Raw genomic sequence first — 18,641 nt, forward strand, 5'->3', positions numbered from 1 at the left:
ACAGGAAAATGACTCCGTTGATTCTTGACCTTACGCGGTTTTTCTCCTACTTTTGCAGTCCCAAACAACGGGCAACATTTCAATAAAGAAATACCACATACCAATGAGTAACGCAACGGCAGTCAATACGGGTAAGATTACGCAAATAATCGGGCCGGTCGTGGACGTGAGTTTCGAGGGCGAAGGCACCCGGATTCCCGCCATTCTGGACGCCCTCAGAGTAACAAAACCCAATGGCCAACAGGTCATTCTGGAAGTTCAGCAACACCTTGGCGAAGACCGTGTACGGGCAATTGCGATGGACTCTACCGACGGGCTTTATCGCGGCTTAGATGTTATTGACCTTCGTGCTCAAATCACAATGCCTACCGGCGACGGAATTCGGGGTCGGTTATTTAACGTGGTTGGTGATGCCATTGATGGTATCCCACAACCAAAAACAACCGGTACTGGCCTTCCTATTCACCGGGCTGCGCCTAAATTCGAAGACCTCGCAACCTCAACCGAAGTTCTCTTCACAGGTATTAAAGTAATTGACCTGCTGGAGCCTTACGCAAAAGGTGGTAAAATTGGTCTCTTCGGTGGTGCTGGTGTAGGTAAAACCGTATTGATTCAGGAATTGATCAACAACATCGCGAAGGCCTATGCAGGTCTGTCGGTATTTGCTGGTGTGGGCGAACGTACCCGCGAAGGAAATGACCTACTCCGCGAAATGATTGAAGCTGGTATCATTAAATACGGTGATGCATTCAAACATTCGATGGAAGAAGGTGGCTGGGATCTGACCAAAGTTGATTTGGAAGAGATGACCAAAAGCCAGGCGACTTTCGTATTCGGACAGATGAACGAGCCTCCTGGAGCACGTGCTCGGGTAGCTCTGTCGGGTCTGACCATTGCTGAACACTTCCGTGATGGTGACGGCGAAGGTGCTGGTCGTGATATTCTGTTCTTCGTTGATAACATCTTCCGTTTTACCCAGGCGGGTTCGGAGGTATCGGCTCTTTTAGGCCGGATGCCATCGGCGGTAGGTTATCAGCCTACGCTGGCTACCGAAATGGGTGTCATGCAGGAGCGTATCACCTCAACCAAACGGGGTTCGATCACATCGGTACAGGCCGTTTATGTACCTGCCGATGACTTAACTGACCCTGCTCCGGCTACCACCTTTGCTCACTTAGATGCTACGACGGTATTAAGCCGGAAAATTTCTGAGCTGGGTATCTATCCTGCCGTTGACCCACTTGATTCGACTTCGCGGATTCTGTCTGCCGAAATCCTGGGCGACGAGCACTACAACACCGCTCAACGCGTAAAAGAGATTCTGCAACGCTACAAAGAATTGCAGGATATCATCGCCATTCTGGGTCTGGAAGAGCTTTCGGAAGAAGACAAACTGGTTGTAAGCCGCGCTCGTCGTGTACAACGCTTCCTGTCGCAGCCTTTCTTCGTAGCTGAACAGTTCACGGGTCTGAAAGGCGTTCTTGTACCGATCGAAGACACGATCAAAGGTTTCAACCTGATCATCGACGGTAAATATGACCACCTGCCAGAAGCAGCATTCAACCTCGTTGGCACTATTGAAGATGCCGTTGCGAAGGGAGAGAAAATGATGAAAGAAGCTGGTCAATAAGCTATATTTCTGGTTTCCAGCCTATAATTTAATACTTTATTAATCGTAGGCTGGAAACCAAACCTCCTTCCTCAAGTCTGATAGTTTGACAATAAACACACTTAGTTTTATGAAAACGATTCGATTGAGAATAGGAGTAGCCTTTATGTCATTCTGCTTAGTGACAACAGCGTCTATGTCGGCCCAAGCTATAGCCATACCCACAAAATCCATTGTTGGTGGTGTAGTTAAGGCTTCGACAGTGCAGGATGCTTCTGCAACGACTCATCTTGACAATGCTGTAGCGGCCCTTGATAAAGGCGACAAAGAAACGACAACGCAGGAGTTGAAAACAGGCATTGCCGGTTTAGAAGCCGAAGCCCAGGCTAAGCCAACCTCATTCAAGGATAAAGTACTGGCGCAGGTGAGTAAGCTGAAGGCTTTACTTCCGTTGATTCCAACAGGAGCGCTTGGTAGTGGTGCTTTAGGCAAAGCTGTTAGCCTGGCTAAATTAGCCTCAGGTGGCAACCAACTCGAAGGCATTCTGGCTGCGGGCTCGTTACTGGGTAAAGGAAGTCAACTAACGAGTGGCTTAAGCGGTATTAGTGGAGCTTTGTCGTCATTAGGCGGAAGCACTCAATCGACAGGCCAATCGCTGATTTCAACTGCTCTAGCCAGTGTTGGTAAACTCGATCAGGGCGGCTTAGTAGCTAAAGCTGCTGAACCCGCTGCGAAGACTCAAATTGGTAGCGTGCTTAATTTTGTAAAAGGAGCATTATAAAAGATATATGATATAGTATGTATGATGTAGGTGCGTGCTAATAACCTGTCATATATAATACATCATACATCATACATCTTTCTCGTATGACATTAGATATTATCACTCCCGACCGTAAGGTGTTTTCTGGCGAAGCCAGTGCGGTTACGTTTCCAGGTAGCGAAGGGCAGTTTCAGGTTTTGAACAACCACGCTCCTCTGGTAAGCACATTGGATAAGGGCAAGCTTATCGTACAGACGGCGTCTGGCGAACAAACCTTCATCGTTGATGGTGGCGTAGTGGAAGTACTTCAGAACAAAGTACTCGTTCTCGCCGAAGCTGTCGTTGCTTAAACCAAAATAGATTCTAGTGGATTCTAGTCGTTTCTTTGGATTCTATTGAATTGTTTATCAACACAATAGAATCTAAAGAAACGACCAGAATTCTAAATTGGCCAATTAATAGTTTAGCCATTGATTTAAAAGCGATTCACTTAGCAGGTGAACCGCTTTTTTATTGGCCGTCTGCGTTTTCCTGCTTTTTTTGTTATTTTTCTTACTTCATCATGGCAACCAAACCTTTCATCGTCGGCATTACCGGCGGCAGTGCTTCGGGTAAAACGTCCTTTCTGAAAGGTATCCTGAATGCCTTCACCGACGAGCAGATATGCCTGATTTCGCAGGACAATTACTACCTCAGCCGCGATGTCATTCCGGTAGATGATCAGGGTATCCATAATTTCGATTTACCCGAAACCATTGATCACCATCTCTATGCCAAGCACATTGGGCAGTTACATAATGGTGAGATTGTCACGCAAAAAGAATATACGTTCAACAACCCGGCCATTGTACCAAGGATGTTGACGTTTAAGCCTGCACCGATCATTATTGTTGAAGGCATTTTCGTTTTCCATTTCCGTGAACTAGCGGATCAGATGGATCTGAAGATTTTCATCGATGCCAAAAACAGCATTAAACTCGAACGGCGGGTGAAGCGCGATGCCGAAGAGCGGGGCTATGATTTAGATGATGTAATGTATCGTTGGAAATACCACGTGAAGCCAACCTACCGCCAATTCATCAAGCCATACCGTGCCGAAGCGGATATTGTGATTCCGAACAATCATCATTACCAGCGAGGGCTGAATGTAGTCATTGAGTTTTTGAAAACGAAAGTATAACGTAGCGTGGACTTCCAGTCCGCGTAGCCGAAGGCTAAGTTGTAATTACCTTTTTAGCCTTTGGCTACGCGGACTGGAAGTCCACGCTACTTTACAACTCAATCACAACTCCGTCGCTTTCAGGATAGCCCGTGCATGTTAACACCCAGCCTTCTGCAAGGTCGCGATCCGTCAATACATCGTTGATAGTCATGTGGACCTTTCCTGATAAACAACGGGCGGCACAGGTGGAACAACGACCACCCCGACAGCTATAGGGCAAATGAATTCCCTCGTCTAAAGCTGCCTGTAAAATGGATTTATAAGCTGGCACCTGAATTTCGATCTCGCGCTCTCGCAACTTTAACAACACCATTCGATCCTGGGCCGCAATAGGTGGTGGTGTTAGAAAAACAGGCTCAACAACAAAATTCTCGCGTCGAATCTGTTCTGGTCGAAAACCGCTGAATACTAGTGTAAACTGAATCATTCGCATGTAATCACCTGGGCCGCATACATAAAAACGGAGTTCTTTTGGATCTGAGTTTTTAACCAATTCAGGCAAGAGACGCTCCAACATTACATTGTTCAGCCTTCCTCGTAAGGCGTTCCAATCTTCAGTCGGACTACTTAGCAGGTAAATTAATCGGAACCGATCTGGATATTGACGTTGTAAGACATTTAGCTCCTCTCGAAAAATAGTATTTCGCTCGTTTGGGGTGCTGTAGAGCAGGGTTACAAACCGATTTGATTCTTCCCTTAAAACCTGCTTAATAAGCCCGAACAAAGGGGTGATACCGCTTCCCGCTCCGAATAAAATTATATCTCCTTTCGGATTTTCACCAAGGGTAAATCGACCAGCGGGATGCAAACTCCTTACCACATCACCAACGCGCAATGTATCGTGCAGGTAGCGGGAAATTTCTCCATTTTGAACTCGCTTAATTGTCAATCGTAAGAATTGTTCATCAGGAGTCGAACTGAGCGAGTATGATCGACGAACTTCGTGGCCATGATGATTTATGATCAGGGTCAGAAACTGTCCGGCACGATACGCAACGAATTGACCATTTAATGGTTCCAGAAAGTAACTGTTGGCATCGGCCGTTTCACGAACAATACGCACAACGCGTAATTGAAGAAAATCGTCGGTCATAAATAGAGCAGCTTTCTCTCAAAACTAATCAAATACAAGCTGTTGTTTGAAAGCCCAAACGATTTCCTGAAATTCGCCCCGCCGGTGCGGTGGATTTGCCCTGCCGGTCCGCCGAGCGGTGGATTCGCTACGCTTTCTCTCGAAAGAATATCGTGACATTTTCTTAGTATTCGTTGTTTAGTAGTAAACCACCTGTCGATACCCGAATGGAAGCACTCCTGGAAGAAGTTCAACGCATTGGTTATGTGAATAAACCAGTCGCCGAAGACATAGATTTAGTTGCCGAGATTAACCGGCTGAAAAAAGAAAAGAATGCCGTTATTCTAGCCCATTATTACGTGGACGGTGCCATTCAGGACATAGCCGATTACATTGGCGATAGCCTTGGTTTATCGCAGCAGGCAGCCGCTACCCCCGCCGACATGATTGTATTCTGTGGCGTACATTTTATGGGCGAGACAGCAAAGGTCTTATCTCCCGAGAAAAAGGTCGTTATTCCTGATCTAAACGCGGGTTGTTCACTAGCCGATTCGGCCCCAGCCGATAAATTCGCTGAGTTCAAGGCACAATATCCCGATCATATTGTACTGTCATACATTAACTGCTCGGCCGAAATCAAGGCATTATCCGATATTATCGTTACCTCCTCGAATGCCCTGAAAATTGTTGAGAGTTTACCGAAAGATCAGAAAATCATTTTCGCGCCAGACGCCAACCTTGGCCGTTTCGTTTCAAAGAAAACTGGCCGCGATATGGTGCTTTGGGATGGAGCCTGCATTGTGCACATCGATATTTCGCTCGAAAAATTGCACAAACTTCGCATTGATTACCCCGAAGCGAAGTTCATCGCCCACCCCGAATGTCAGGAGAATATTCTGAGTGAAGCCGATTATGTTGGTTCAACAACAGCCTTGTTGAAATACGTGGTCGATAGCCCCGAGCAGACGTTTATCGTTGGTACCGAAGCGGGCATTCTGCACAAGATGAAGGAAGCCGTTCCGCACAAGAAAATCATTCCTGCCCCCGCCAGCCAGAACAATACCTGCGCCTGTTCGGAATGCCCCTACATGAAAATGAACACAATGGAGAAGGTATACAACGCCATGCTTTACGAACAACCGGAAATTATTGTACCGGAAGATATTCGTTTGAAGGCGTATGAGTCGGTGGCTAGGATGCTGGAGTTGAGCAAGTAAATAAGAAAGATATGCAACAGATTATTTTGCAACCTCAAACACCAGACGAACTACGTTTAGTGAAGCAGTTCGCCAAAGTGATGAAAATTAAAGCGACAACTGTAAAAGAAACTCCTAAGGCACGTAAGAAACGGGAGATTTTGGACGGTATTGAGCGAGGATTAGCCGAGATAAAGCTTCATCAGAAAGGTAAGATTACTCTTAAAACAGCTCAACAAGTTCTTGATGAGTTATAAAGTAATTTTCACCTCCGATGCGTTGCGTGATGCTAAACAACTACGAAAGAAATACCCCTCGTTCAAAAGTGATTTAGCAAACTTAATTGAATCCTTGCAGCAAGACCCGCAACAAGGTGAATCATTGGGTAAGGACTGCTATAAAATTCGATTAGCAATATCCAGTAAAAACAAGGGCAAGCGTGGCGGAGCTAGAGCTATATCGTGCGTCAAATTAATTGATGAAACGGTCTATCTGGTTGCGATCTACGATAAAAGCGAAGCAGACACCATTGCAGAAGGCGACTTGGATGACCGCCTTTTAAATATTCCTTAGATCAATGCCCCATCAATTCGATTTTCTGGTTATCGGCTCCGGCATTGCGGGCCTGAGTTATGCTACTAAGCTGGCAATGCACTTTGAGAAGTTACAGCAGGCTGTAAAAATCGGTGTAATCACCAAAGTTCAGGCCGAAGAAACTAACACTAAATACGCTCAGGGTGGTATTGCAGCTGTTTGGTCGGAAGGAGATTCGTTTGAAAAACACATCGAAGATACGATGGTGGCAGGCGACTTTCTGAGCGACCGGCATATTGTTGAGATCGTTGTTCGCGAAGCACCCGTCCGTATCCAGGAGCTGATTGATTACGGCACACGTTTCGACAAGGAACATGGTGGCTCCGATTACGACCTCGCCAAAGAGGGCGGCCATTCCGATTTTCGAATTCTGCACTTTAAAGACATTACTGGCGCTGAAATAGAACGGGCATTACTCGAAAAGGCAAATTCGCTGAAATCCATTGAGATTTTTACGCATTTCTACGCCGTTGAACTCATCACACGCCACCAACTTGGCGAAACGGTTCATCGTTATGACACTGATAATAAGTGCTTTGGTGCTTACGTACTAAATACCCGTACCGGGCAAGTCGAACAGTTTCTGGCCAAAACGACCCTACTGGCAACTGGCGGTATCGGGAATATTTATCAGAATACGACGAACCCAAACATTGCAACTGGCGATGGCATTGCAATGGCCTACCGCGCCAAGGGGATCGGCAAGGACATGGAGTTTATCCAGTTTCACCCGACGGCCCTGTACGAACCCGGTAAAAAACCCAATTTCCTGATTTCCGAAGCCGTTCGTGGGTTTGGCGGTGTACTACGAACGCGCAAAGGTGAGACGTTTATGGAGAATTACGACTCGCGCCTGTCGCTGGCCCCGCGCGACATTGTGGCCCGTGCCATCGACTCCGAAATGAAAAAAGCGGGGGATCCACACGTTTATCTGGATGTAACTCACTGCGATTACGAACGATTTGTTGAACACTTTCCCAATATAACCGCCTATTGCCGCGACCATTTGGGGCTGGATTTACGGAAAGATTATATCCCCGTTGTACCGGCGCAACACTACCTATGTGGTGGTGTGCGGGTTAACGAATGGGGACAGACCAACATTCAGTTCCTCTATGCGGTTGGTGAGTGCTCCTGTACGGGTCTTCACGGTGCCAACCGCCTGGCCTCCAATTCACTCCTCGAAGCCGTTGTCTTTGGCCATCGAGCCTATGAGAAAACGGTAGAATTACTCGATCAGGCCGTTTTACCTGAAAATATCCCAGCCTGGAACGACGCAGGCACAACCCATCCTGAGGAATTGGTGCTAGTGACCGAGATGAAAAAAGAACTGGAATCGATCATGTCCAACTATGTTGGCATTGTACGCACCAATCGACGCCTGAAGCGAGCGATGGACCGTCTTGAATTAATTTACTTAGAACACGAAGAACTCTATCGCCAATCGAAAGTATCGGTTCCTATTTGCGAACTCCGGAACATGATCGAAGTAGCTTACCTGGTTATTAAAATGGCAATGGCCCGGCGCGAAAACAGTGGACTGCATTTTAATCTGGATAATGTGAAATAGGCAACAAACTTGTTGTTTAGTTAATTAATTCTGTCTTTGATCCTCTAAAGAAATACTCATTAACTAGCTATTTCGACCAGATCGAACGCGAATTGGGTTCATTATTGTTTTACAGCTAAATAGTATCTTTGGCTCTTATAAATAAAGCATTATGGAACGAATACATGACTCCAACAGCCGCCCTAAAGGTGGAGCAGCCTTGTTCCAGTGGATTCTGGAGCAAAGGAAATTAGAAGAAAACCAGCCTCGCGAACTAACTGAAAGTCAAAAAGCCGCCATTGCTGAATTGAAAAAACGTAATGCAGAACGAGGAACATCAGTCATTAAAGCATGATTTTATTTTTGGTGGTGGCCCTACAAACTCCTATTATTTTGTAAATGGAGTAGGAATAACCTACGAAGTGATGTTTAAGCCATCAGGCTATTTATTTCCAGAATATCCTGAATTCAATAAGGATGTATATGAGTTCATTATTCGTATTGAAGAAAATATACTTACTATAAATCCTCCATCTGACTCTCTTCTACCCCCAACGATTGCTGCTATATTTCGAGATTTCTTTAAACGAGAAGGTGCAGTAGTCGTTTATATTTGCGATTCATCGGATGGACGGCAAGCCATTCGTTTCAGAAAATTCAATTCCTGGTATAGTTATTTCGAAGGTAGAGGGACAACGCTAATGAAGATAGATCTGGAGTTTGAGGATAAGGAAGTTCCCGTTTATACTTCGCTTATTCTACAAGCTAAACATCCATTGCTTCAATATATCATTGTGGCTTATCAAAGGTTAATTCTTTGGGCTGATAGCAATGACAAATAAAATGGACGCGTTCCCAGCCTAATCTGCCCCAGAATCATGAATCAGCAAGACATTATCGACTTCATCAATCAAAGTGATAGCCCAAAAATCAAATATGCGTTTACCGATATTGATGGCGTTCTGCGCGGCAAAATCATTCATCGACAGAAGTTTCTGGATGGCTTGACCGATGGGTTCGGTTTTTGTGATGTCGTTTGGGGTTGGGATTCATCCGATACGCCTTACGATAATGGTAAAACAACGGGCTGGCAATCCGGCTATCCCGACGCGCCGGTTCGGCTTGATGTTTCTACCTTTCGGCAACTTCCCTGGGAAGATAATATTCCCTTTTTTCTCGCCGATTTTAGTCCTAGCCCAACTAATCAGCCGTCTAGCTACGCTTTAGCCGCTTGTCCACGTAGTTTGCTCAAACGCATTGCCAGCCAGTGCCAGCAAATGGGTTTCCACGCTGAATTTGCCCAGGAGTTTGAGTGGTTCAATTTCCGCGAAACACCCCAAAGTCTACAGCATAAAGACTTTCGGCAATTAGAGCCACTTACGCCAGGCATGTTTGGGTATTCTATCCTGCGCCCTTCGCTCGAAAGTGCCTTTTATCACGATCTATTCGATTTACTGGCTCAATTCGATATACCGCTCGAAGGGCTTCATACCGAGACGGGGCCGGGCGTTTACGAAGCGGCTATCATGCATGATGAAGTCGTTAGAGCCGCCGACAAAGCTACTCTATTCAAAACCGCTGTGAAGGAAATTGCTTACCGACATGGCATAGTGGCTACGTTTATGGCGAAATGGAACGCTGATTTGCCCGGTTGTAGCGGTCATATTCACCAGAGTCTCTGGAACCCCGAACAGACAAAAAATCTGTTTTATGATGCCACTCAACCAGATAACATGAGTGAGCTAATGCGCCAGTTCATGGCCGGCCAATTGTATTGCCTGCCCCATATTACGCCCATGTTTGCGCCAACCATCAACAGCTATAAACGGCTGGTTGAAGGTGCCTGGGCCCCTACTACATTAACCTGGTCGGTAGATAATCGGACAACTGCGCTTCGGGTGTTAAATCATAAGGAGGCCTATACGCGTGTTGAACATCGGGTGTCTGGTTCCGATACAAATCCGTATCTGGCAATAGCTGCGTCATTAGCTTCTGGCTTGTATGGCATCCGGCATAAATTAACATTAGACATTCCAGCTTCGGTTGGAAATGGTTATGCCGATAAGCGGAATGGCATATTACCTACGAATTTGGACGAAGCCACGCGGGCAATGGCCAATTCGCCAGTGGCGGCTGAACTGTTTGGCGTCGAATTTGTTGACCATTTCACGCGCACTCGCGACTGGGAATGGCGGCAATATCTCCGCCAGGTCAGCGACTGGGAACTGAAACGATATTTTGAGATTATTTAAAGAGTTTTCTGTTTACGGTTCACTGTTTACGGTTGGCTGACGCATGATCGCTTCGCGCAACCGTAAACAGTGAACCGTAAACAGAAAACCATAGAATATGCGTCTTGTCGATTATCCTACCATTATAAAAAAGGCCTGGGCAGAGTTTGATGGTTCTGTTCCAATCCTGACTATTGAAGATATTAGTGCAAAGGTTTCAACCAATCACGTCTTCAAAGTTACGTTTGAGGATGGCGAGCATATCATCGCTAAGTTGTCTTATTTCGGTAAGTATGAGCACTTTCTGGAAGACCATCGCATTATTCATGCGTTGGCCAACAATCTGCTCTATCCGTTTGAGAATGTACTTGCTAAATCGCTGGTGCGTGATGGTCAGGTTTATACGTATCGACAAAAAGATAGTTTTGTTGATGCCTGGGTGGTGTTCTATAACCCAATTCGAATTCAGCTAAAACTTCCCCGTCGGTTAGAAGAGCACCATATTCAAATGCTTGGCCGACAGGTTGCGAAGTTCCATAAGGCTTGTTCTCGGGTAAGTACAGTGCTGCCTAAATCATCAAAAACGCTACGTTCAGATGTTTGGGATCTGCTAGATTTACTAGATACAGAAGTTGGTCAGTTTGAGCACCGACTGCATATCGATGAGTTAAAACGACAGTGCGAATTGTTTCTAGCCAACCGACAAAAACTCGTAGCAGGCACTGTAGAAACCATGCCTGTTTTCGTTGACTGGAATATTGGCAACTTTTCAGTTACGCAAAACCTCGAACTTTACTCTCGTTGGGATTACGATTGGTTTCGCATCAGTTATCGGGTCCTGGATTTTTACTTTTTCAGTCGGGTAGTTTCCAATGCTGGCGACCGGACGGTATTTAGTTACGTTATTGGGCCATTGATGGAAGAACGCTTCCTGCTGTTTTTAAAAGAGTACCATAAAGTATTCCCGCTTACCGAAAACGAAATTCGATTCCTGCCCGAAGCTTATCGTTTTTTCATACTCAACTACGTGATCAAATACGGTCGTTATTTTTTCCACCGAACCTATGCGATCAAATTGCAACGCGAGGCATATGAAATCTATTTCCCATCTATTGAGCAGTTTGATGCCGATAAAATCCTACGAGCATTAGGGATATAGCTTTCTCGATAGATGACTTTTGTCACGACAAGCCGTCAAAGCATCGCTCCAGGCATTGAGCATATAGCTTGATGATAAACAATCTACGTGACTTGTCATTGTTGGTCAAAGAAATTCAGGAAGGCAGTAATCAGGCTTTCCGTGAATTCTATGACCAAACAAAAAGTCAGGTATTTACGCTGGCATTGGGCTATGTTCACCGTCGCGAAGATGCCGAAGAAATTACGCAGGATGTTTTTGTCGAAGTATTTCGCTCGGCAAGTACTTTTAAAGGAGACGCTAGTCCGACAACCTGGCTCTATCGAATTGCGGTTAATAAATCGCTCGATTTCTTAAAACATCAAAAGCGACAGAAGCGATTTGCTTTCCTTACCAGCCTGTTCGATGCTTCCACCGGCGACGTACTACACCATCCTACCGATTTTTATCACCCAGGTATTGCCCTCGAAAACCAGGAGCGTGCGGCTATCTTATTCCGCGCTATTGACAAGCTTTCCGACAAGCAAAAAACAGCTTACGTTCTAACAAAAATCGAAGGATTGAACAATATTGAAGCGGCAGCAGTAATGGTAATAAGCGTAGGAGCCGTTGAGTCGTTACTACAACGAGCCATTGAAAATCTAAAAAAACAATTGGCCGGTTTATATAAAACTCTACAGAACCCGTAGGAATCCTCAACTCCTGTCGTCTCAATCAATATGGAACCTAAGAAAAATAAATGGATCAACGATATACTTTCTAGTTCAGATGGCATCCAGCGGGTTGACCCAAGTCCGTTTCTATTCGCCAAAATCCAGAATCGACTCGATACGGAAGCTTCCACAGTATATCTATCAGCCCGAACAGTCTGGCTTACAATTGCTTCGTTTGCCTTATTGCTACTGCTTAACTGGCATATTATAAGCCAGCAGTCGGCCCCCTTTAGTCCAAACTCTGCTGAGTTAAACGCAGTTGTGTCAGACATGCAGCTTTATCCGTCTACCAATCAACCATATGATCTATGGAGCGGACAAAGCTACTGACCCTTGCTGTACTTGGTCTGCTCTTAGTTAATCTGCTGACCATTGGTTTTTTGATCTTCAGGTCTGATCAATCTCCTCATAAGGATCAGATGCAAGGACCGCAGCCCGATGATAAAGGACCATCCCGACTAATTATTGCTCGACTTCATTTCGATGAACAGCAGCAAAAACAATACTTAGACCTAGTTAGGCAGCATAAACAGCAGACGATGCAGTTAAATACTAAGTCGATTCGGCTGTTTCAATCCTATTACGGTCTACTCACTCAAGTTCACCCTGATTCAACAAAGAGTTCGCTGGTTCGGCAAATTGCAGATGTACAGCAGCAAATCGCTGAACTGAACTTTTCCCATTTCCAGCAAATCAAATCACTTTGTCGTTCAGACCAACAGGCAGATTTCGCGAAATTAGTCACTGACCTAGCTCGTTTATTTGGCCAACGTCAGCGACCACCCCACTCTCATGGCGAGGGGCCACCGGATGATCGTCCAGGTGGGCCACCCGAAAACTTCCCCCCTCCTCCTAGAAATTAATTGATAATGTCTACTCCTTCTAATAACGAAAACTAGTTTTCTGGAGGCTCAAGTCACTGAACTCAGGGAGTTTATACAGGTAGGCTGTTATTAGCTGTTGACCAATTAATTATTGTTATACGAGCCCAGATTAAAGAAAACTAATTGAAAATTCGGCTTGGGTCGTATTTTTACCAATAATCTATAGGTAAACAACGAACTTACTACTCAGCTAATCCCCTTATGCAACTTACCGATTTCAAGACTGTAGCCGAAAACTATAAAGTAATTTTCTTCGATGCATTTGGGGTTTTAAAAAATTCAGAAGGTCTTTTACCGGGTATTGAACATACTTTCGACTGGCTTCGGGAGAGCGGTAAAGATTTTTATGTGTTAACCAACGATGCCTCGCGTGGGCCACACGAACTCGCCGAATCGTATTACCGAAAAGGCTTCTATGCCATTACACCTGAACGCATTATATCGTCGGGAATGCTGGCTCGAGAGTACCTGGATTTAAAGGTTCACAATGGAACTGTAGCCTATCTGGGTACTGAAAAGTCGGCCCATTATCTCGAAACCACTGGTCTAAAAACCCTTCCTATCAGCGAGGTTGATCTTAAGGATGTGGCTGATATTAATGCATTGGTACTTCTGGACGATGAGGGTTTTGACTGGAATACCGACCTAACCAAGACCGTGAATTTGCTTAGAAAACGTAATATCCCGGTAATTGTCGCCAATACGGATAATACCTATCCTGTTTCAAAAACCCGTGTTGCCATTGCGATTGGCGCCATAGCCAAAATGATCGAGAACATTGTTGGCAAACAGTTTATCCGATTCGGTAAGCCTGATGCCCAATTGTTCATGTTTGCCTATGAGCGACTCGAGAATGCGGCTCATATTAGTAAGCGAGATATTTTGATGGTGGGCGACACCTTACGAACTGATATTCTGGGCGGTAACAAATTTGGCTTAGATACGGCCCTTGTACTAACCGGAAATACCCAACAACAAGACGCTGAAGTGCTAATTCGAAGCACAGGTATTATTCCAACTTACGTCTGTAAGTCAGTTGTGATTCGTAATTAGACTAGTTTTTTACAGAATACGCCATTGTATAGGAAACTATCTTTTTATTTGATTTCTATCTGCAACCGGCTGATTTTTAGAACATTAGATCTATATACGCAGCTTTCACGAACGATTTATAGTCCAAAAAATTGTTTGATAATACAAAGGTAAATACGTTTCTTTGCGCAGTTTTTTAACTAGAACAGACTATCAAAATGTCGGACATTGCACAAAAAGTTAAGAATATCATTGTTGAGAAACTGGGTGTTGAAGAGTCAGAAGTAACGCCAGAAGCAAGCTTCACCAACGATCTGGGTGCCGATTCGCTCGATACAGTTGAGCTGATCATGGAATTTGAAAAAGAATTCAACTTGCCTATCCCCGACGACGAGGCTGAAAAAATCTCTACCGTTGGTTTGGCCATCGAATATCTGGAAAAACACATCGGCAAGTAAGCCCATTGACGGAAACCTGATTCGGAAGTAAGGCGACTAGGCCGAGCTCGAATGGTTCATTCCGATCAGTAAATCCATTAAGTACCTGGAAGTCAACACCAGCTAGTTTAGGCTTGGCGTTGTTTCTCTTTTTCCATTACGCAGTACAACTGTATGACATTCAAACGAGTAGTAGTGACCGGCCTCGGTGCGTTGACACCCATTGGCAATGATGTACCCACTTATTGGAACAACTTAGCCGCCGGTGTAAGCGGGGCCGGTCCCATTACGAAGTTTGACGCCAGCAAATTTCGGACGCGGTTCGCCTGCGAAGTGAAAGGGCTTGACGTCACTCAGTTTATTCCTCGGCAGGAAGCTCGTAAAATGGATGCGTTTACCCATTACGCGCTCATCGCTACCGAAGAAGCCGTTCGTGATGCGAACATGAATCTCGATACCTTAGACAAAAACAAAGTTGGTGTCATTTGGGGATCGGGTATTGGTGGACTCAAATCGTTTGAGGACGAAATGATCGACTATGCTAAAGGTGATGGTACTCCTCGTATCAACCCCTTCTTCATCGTTCGCATGATTGCTGATAGTGCATCGGGCCAGATTTCGATGCGCTACGGTTTCCGGGGCACAAACTACGTAACAGTTTCTGCCTGTGCCTCTACGAACAACGCGATCATTGATGCGCTTAATTACATCCGTTTAGGGCGTCTGAACATGTGCGTTGTGGGTGGTTCAGAAGCGGCTGTTACACGGGCAGGCATTGGTGGTTTCAACGCCAATCGGGCTTTATCAGAACGTAATGACTCACCCGAAACAGCCTCCCGGCCTTACGATAAAGATCGTGATGGTTTTGTACTGGGAGAAGGGGCCGGTGCCATTATCCTCGAAGAGTATGAACACGCTCTGGCACGGGGAGCTAAAATCTATGCAGAATTAATTGGAGGTGGAATGTCTTCTGATGCTTATCACATCACAGCTCCACACCCGGACGGATTAGGCGCATTTTTAGCTATGCAGGATGCTCTTAACGACGCCGGTATCGCACCCACCGACATTGACTACATTAATACCCACGGCACCTCAACACCAATTGGTGACCCACAGGAACTGAAAGCGATCCATCAATTATTTGGAGAGCATTCATTCAAGCTAAATATCAGCTCGACTAAGTCGATGACTGGCCATTTGCTGGGTGCAGCGGGTGCCGTAGAAGCGATTGCCTGTCTAAAAGCGATGGAACACCAAATCGTTCCTCCGACAATCAATCACTTCACTGACGATGAAGAAATCGACCCACGCTTTAATTTAACATTCAATACGGCTCAGGAGCGATCCATAACAACCGTAATGAGTAATGCGTTTGGGTTCGGAGGTCATAATGCCATCATTATTTTCCGTAAACTTAGCTGAGTCGTGCAACTCGCTCTGCCTCGTAGTTTATTTAACCCTTTAGAGTGGTTTCGGTCTGGCAACAGCGATCCGCGCAAGAATCTGCGTCGTTCAATTGGCCATATTATTGGCGCCCGCCCATCAAACCTGGGGTTGTATCAATTGGCGCTGCGTCACACGTCAGCGTCAAAGGCGACGGCTATTGAGGGATTTAGGGAATCAAACGAACGACTGGAATATTTAGGCGACGCCGTACTGGGTATGGTTATTGCCGAGTTTCTCTTCAAGAAATACCCCTACAAAGACGAAGGTTTCTTGACCGAAATTCGCTCCCGGATTGTTAACCGGGAAACACTGAACGGGATTTCCCGAAAAATTGGCCTCGATCAACTGATTGAATACGACGGAAGTCGAACTCGCAGTCTGCCAGCTCGCACATCGATGTATGGCGATGCGCTCGAAGCATTAGTCGGGGCGGTTTACTTAGATAAAGGATTCCAGTTCTCCCGTCAATTTATTTTAAAAGACCTTCTCTCTCACTACGATATCGAATCGGTAGTGCAGAACAACGGTAACTACAAAAGCCGCCTGATCGAATGGGCGCAACGAGAAGGCAAAGAGATTCGTTTTGAAATTGTCTCCGAAAAAGGCAACAGCCACTTTCGCGAGTTTATCGCCCAGGTTCTTGTTGACGATGAAGCGTTTGCTACGGGTAGCGGCTACAGCAAGAAAAAAGCGGAACAAGCTGCCGCCGAAAAGGCATTTGAGCAATTAGCAATCAAGTAGACTTTCACACTTCATAGCTTATAAGCTATCCGGCTTCTGCCTTCCTCTTAGGGCAGACTGTGAATTATTCACAAATAAATTGTTCATTTTGGCATTATTTCGAACTTGGGTGGTATAAAATCATGTCAAATCGTCATGATCGTACTTATTTATACTATTGGTACAAAATTTGAAATTTACCATAAGTTGGTAGACGGTTCCTATGCGTTAAAGAGTCATTAAAGGTCCAAAACGCTCTCTAACAAAGCCTTGTTAAATTTTGTTAAGCACCCACAAGACCTGGATTTTTCGGAAGCGACTTTCCGTTATACCTACAAACAGTGAAAGCTGTCTCTAACACAAAAAGAAAGCAATTAGATTTTCCCATTTAAACATGAAAAGCAACTGGAAATTATTAGCGTTGATAGCACTTCTATCGAGTGGAATAACGCTGGCCGCTTACAGCCTGTTGGGATTCAACAACCGGGATGTAATTTTTAACGAATCGTCGCCAGCCCCAACTATTTTGGGTCGTTTGGCCTCAATGCCAGGTGGACCATCATCTGTGCCAGGTGATTTCTCGACCGCAGCCGAAGCCGTAACCCCAACGGTTGTACATATTCGGACGACAATGACTCGTACTGTTCGTCAGCAACAAATGCCCGACATTTTTCGGGAGTTCTTCGGCGATGAGTTTGGTGGACAACGGCAACAACCCCGTCGTCAACAGGGACAGGCTTCTGGTTCAGGCGTAATCATCAGCAAAGACGGCTACATCGTTACGAACAACCACGTAGTGCAGGATGCCGACGAAGTTGAAGTAATTATGACGGACAAGCGTAGCTTCAAAGCGAAAGTAATTGGCACTGATCCATTAACAGATCTGGCCGTTATTAAAGTAGAAGCAAACAACCTGCCTTCTATCACACTTGGTGACTCTGATGCGCTGAAATTAGGCGAATGGGTGCTAGCCGTTGGTTATCCGCTTGATCTGGAGTCGACTGTTACAGCTGGTATAGTAAGTGCTAAAGGTCGTCGGATTGGTATTCTGGATCAGGACTACGCTCAGCGTCAAGGTCAGCAAGGGGCTCGTACAGATAAACAAGGTGATACTCCTGTAGAAGCTTTCATTCAAACAGATGCAGCTATCAACCCAGGCAATTCGGGTGGAGCCTTAGTTAACCTACGTGGTGAATTAGTTGGAATCAACTCTGCGATTGCTTCAGCAACTGGTTATTACAGCGGTTATGGCTTTGCAGTTCCTGTATCTCTCGTGAAGAAAGTATCTGCTGATCTGCTTAAATATGGCAATGTACAACGCGGTTACATTGGTATTCTGCCTATTGAACTAAATAGCACTATAGCGAAAGAAAAGGGCGCCAAAGTAGGTCGGGGTATCTATGTTGAAAACGTTGTTGAAAAAGGCGCTGCTGAAGCTGCTGGTCTGAAAAAAGGCGATGTTATTGTGAAGATGGAAGGCCAGGCACTGGATTCAGATGCTCAGATGCGTGAAATCATCGGCCGTCGTCGTCCTGGAGATGCTGTTACGGTTACAATTAACCGCGATGGCACCGAACGCGATGTTAAAGTCGAGCTTCGTAACCGGAATGGTGGTCGTGATATCATCAAGAAAACGGAAGTTACAGCAGCGAACACCTCACTAAGTACACTTGGTGCTCAATTCGAAGACCTCTCTGCTCAGGATGCTAAACAATTAGGCGTAAGCGGTGGTGTCCGGGTCAAGAAGATCGTTGATGGCAAACTGGCTGAAACTGATGTTGAAGAAGGCTTTATTATCGTGAAAGCTAACGGCAAAAACGTTAAAAGCACAAAAGACCTTCAGGCAATTATGGCGTCGGTGAAAGAAGGTGAAGGCTTGATGCTGATCGGCATGTACCCTAACAGCTCACGGATGTACTACTACGCTGTGCCAGTCTAATAACACAGTAAATCTTTAATGTGGCGTCGGGTTCTCAAACCCGACGCTTTTTTTATGCACAAAAAACGGTCGGGTTTGAGAACCCGACCGCAC

General features: G+C 45.5%; 21 protein-coding genes. 20 read left to right on the plus strand and 1 reads right to left on the minus strand.

The genetic code is table 11. The features are described 5' to 3' along the window. Window positions 1-103 precede the first annotated feature (103 nt). The 4 genes from atpD to udk all read left to right on the plus strand — a co-directional run bounded on the left by atpD (window position 104) and on the right by udk (window position 3,552). Window positions 104-1,630, plus strand: a complete 1,527-nt coding sequence (gene atpD / locus H3H32_RS29465) for a F0F1 ATP synthase subunit beta (RefSeq protein ID WP_182459297.1) — start codon at window positions 104-106, stop codon at window positions 1,628-1,630. Between the two features lie 109 nt (window positions 1,631-1,739). Further along, the gene (locus tag H3H32_RS29470; protein WP_240543532.1) at window positions 1,740-2,390 is read left to right on the plus strand and encodes a hypothetical protein; all 651 of its coding nucleotides are present in this window, start codon (window positions 1,740-1,742) and stop codon (window positions 2,388-2,390) included. Between the two features lie 86 nt (window positions 2,391-2,476). After that, the gene (gene atpC, locus H3H32_RS29475; RefSeq protein WP_182459298.1) at window positions 2,477-2,722 is read left to right on the plus strand and encodes an ATP synthase F1 subunit epsilon; all 246 of its coding nucleotides are present in this window, start codon (window positions 2,477-2,479) and stop codon (window positions 2,720-2,722) included. A gap of 212 nt (window positions 2,723-2,934) precedes the next feature. Beyond that, window positions 2,935-3,552, plus strand: coding sequence for a uridine kinase (udk, locus tag H3H32_RS29480; RefSeq protein WP_182459299.1), 618 nt, complete (start codon window positions 2,935-2,937; stop codon window positions 3,550-3,552). 91 nt (window positions 3,553-3,643) lie between these two features. On the opposite strand, the gene H3H32_RS29485 is transcribed toward udk, so the two are convergent. Next, window positions 3,644-4,687, minus strand: coding sequence for a ferredoxin--NADP reductase (locus H3H32_RS29485; protein WP_182459300.1), 1,044 nt, complete (start codon window positions 4,685-4,687; stop codon window positions 3,644-3,646). Window positions 4,688-4,893: 206 nt separating this feature from the next. Here H3H32_RS29485 and nadA point away from each other — a divergent pair, with 206 nt between their 5' ends. From nadA to H3H32_RS29565, 16 genes are all read left to right on the plus strand, one after another. Continuing rightward, window positions 4,894-5,883, plus strand: coding sequence for a quinolinate synthase NadA (nadA, locus tag H3H32_RS29490; RefSeq protein WP_182459301.1), 990 nt, complete (start codon window positions 4,894-4,896; stop codon window positions 5,881-5,883). An 11-nt stretch (window positions 5,884-5,894) separates the two neighbouring features. Next, window positions 5,895-6,119, plus strand: coding sequence for a hypothetical protein (locus H3H32_RS29495; protein ID WP_182459302.1), 225 nt, complete (start codon window positions 5,895-5,897; stop codon window positions 6,117-6,119). Beyond that, window positions 6,109-6,435 (plus strand): type II toxin-antitoxin system RelE/ParE family toxin, encoded by a 327-nt coding sequence (locus tag H3H32_RS29500; protein WP_182459303.1) that lies wholly within the window; start codon window positions 6,109-6,111, stop codon window positions 6,433-6,435. Before H3H32_RS29495 ends, H3H32_RS29500 begins: the two co-directional genes overlap by 11 nt. A 4-nt stretch (window positions 6,436-6,439) precedes the next feature. Further along, window positions 6,440-8,026 (plus strand): L-aspartate oxidase, encoded by a 1,587-nt coding sequence (nadB, locus tag H3H32_RS29505; protein ID WP_182459304.1) that lies wholly within the window; start codon window positions 6,440-6,442, stop codon window positions 8,024-8,026. 151 nt (window positions 8,027-8,177) lie between these two features. Then, window positions 8,178-8,360: a hypothetical protein gene (locus tag H3H32_RS29510; RefSeq protein WP_182459305.1), complete on the plus strand. Its 183-nt coding sequence runs from the start codon at window positions 8,178-8,180 to the stop codon at window positions 8,358-8,360. Then, window positions 8,326-8,847, plus strand: a complete 522-nt coding sequence (locus H3H32_RS29515; RefSeq protein ID WP_182459306.1) for a DUF6169 family protein — start codon at window positions 8,326-8,328, stop codon at window positions 8,845-8,847. Before H3H32_RS29510 ends, H3H32_RS29515 begins: the two co-directional genes overlap by 35 nt. A 36-nt stretch (window positions 8,848-8,883) precedes the next feature. Beyond that, window positions 8,884-10,257: a glutamine synthetase family protein gene (locus tag H3H32_RS29520; RefSeq protein WP_182459307.1), complete on the plus strand. Its 1,374-nt coding sequence runs from the start codon at window positions 8,884-8,886 to the stop codon at window positions 10,255-10,257. A 97-nt stretch (window positions 10,258-10,354) separates the two neighbouring features. Next, window positions 10,355-11,395 (plus strand): aminoglycoside phosphotransferase/kinase family protein, encoded by a 1,041-nt coding sequence (locus H3H32_RS29525; protein WP_182459308.1) that lies wholly within the window; start codon window positions 10,355-10,357, stop codon window positions 11,393-11,395. Window positions 11,396-11,466: 71 nt separating this feature from the next. Further along, entirely contained in the window at window positions 11,467-12,063 is a 597-nt protein-coding gene (locus H3H32_RS29530) for an RNA polymerase sigma factor (protein WP_240543533.1), read from the plus strand. A gap of 30 nt (window positions 12,064-12,093) precedes the next feature. Next, window positions 12,094-12,417 carry a hypothetical protein gene (locus tag H3H32_RS29535; RefSeq protein WP_182459309.1) on the plus strand — a complete coding sequence of 108 codons (324 nt, stop codon included), beginning with the start codon at window positions 12,094-12,096 and terminating at the stop codon, window positions 12,415-12,417. Next, window positions 12,396-12,950 carry a periplasmic heavy metal sensor gene (locus H3H32_RS29540; protein ID WP_182459310.1) on the plus strand — a complete coding sequence of 185 codons (555 nt, stop codon included), beginning with the start codon at window positions 12,396-12,398 and terminating at the stop codon, window positions 12,948-12,950. Before H3H32_RS29535 ends, H3H32_RS29540 begins: the two co-directional genes overlap by 22 nt. Before the next feature lie 222 nt (window positions 12,951-13,172). Then, window positions 13,173-14,024: a TIGR01459 family HAD-type hydrolase gene (locus H3H32_RS29545; RefSeq protein WP_182459311.1), complete on the plus strand. Its 852-nt coding sequence runs from the start codon at window positions 13,173-13,175 to the stop codon at window positions 14,022-14,024. A 197-nt stretch (window positions 14,025-14,221) separates the two neighbouring features. Next, window positions 14,222-14,461, plus strand: coding sequence for an acyl carrier protein (locus H3H32_RS29550; RefSeq protein WP_018617787.1), 240 nt, complete (start codon window positions 14,222-14,224; stop codon window positions 14,459-14,461). 153 nt (window positions 14,462-14,614) lie between these two features. Continuing rightward, complete coding sequence (gene fabF / locus H3H32_RS29555) at window positions 14,615-15,865, plus strand: beta-ketoacyl-ACP synthase II (RefSeq protein ID WP_182459312.1); 1,251 nt, start codon at window positions 14,615-14,617, stop codon at window positions 15,863-15,865. Window positions 15,866-15,868: 3 nt separating this feature from the next. Then, a complete protein-coding gene (gene rnc / locus H3H32_RS29560) occupies window positions 15,869-16,630 on the plus strand; it encodes a ribonuclease III (protein ID WP_182459313.1) in 762 nt (253 codons plus the stop codon). Between the two features lie 373 nt (window positions 16,631-17,003). After that, window positions 17,004-18,548 (plus strand): Do family serine endopeptidase, encoded by a 1,545-nt coding sequence (locus tag H3H32_RS29565; RefSeq protein ID WP_182459314.1) that lies wholly within the window; start codon window positions 17,004-17,006, stop codon window positions 18,546-18,548. Window positions 18,549-18,641 lie beyond the last annotated feature (93 nt).

The organism is Spirosoma foliorum (assembly GCF_014117325.1).
Classification (GTDB): Bacteria; Bacteroidota; Bacteroidia; order Cytophagales; family Spirosomataceae; genus Spirosoma; species Spirosoma foliorum.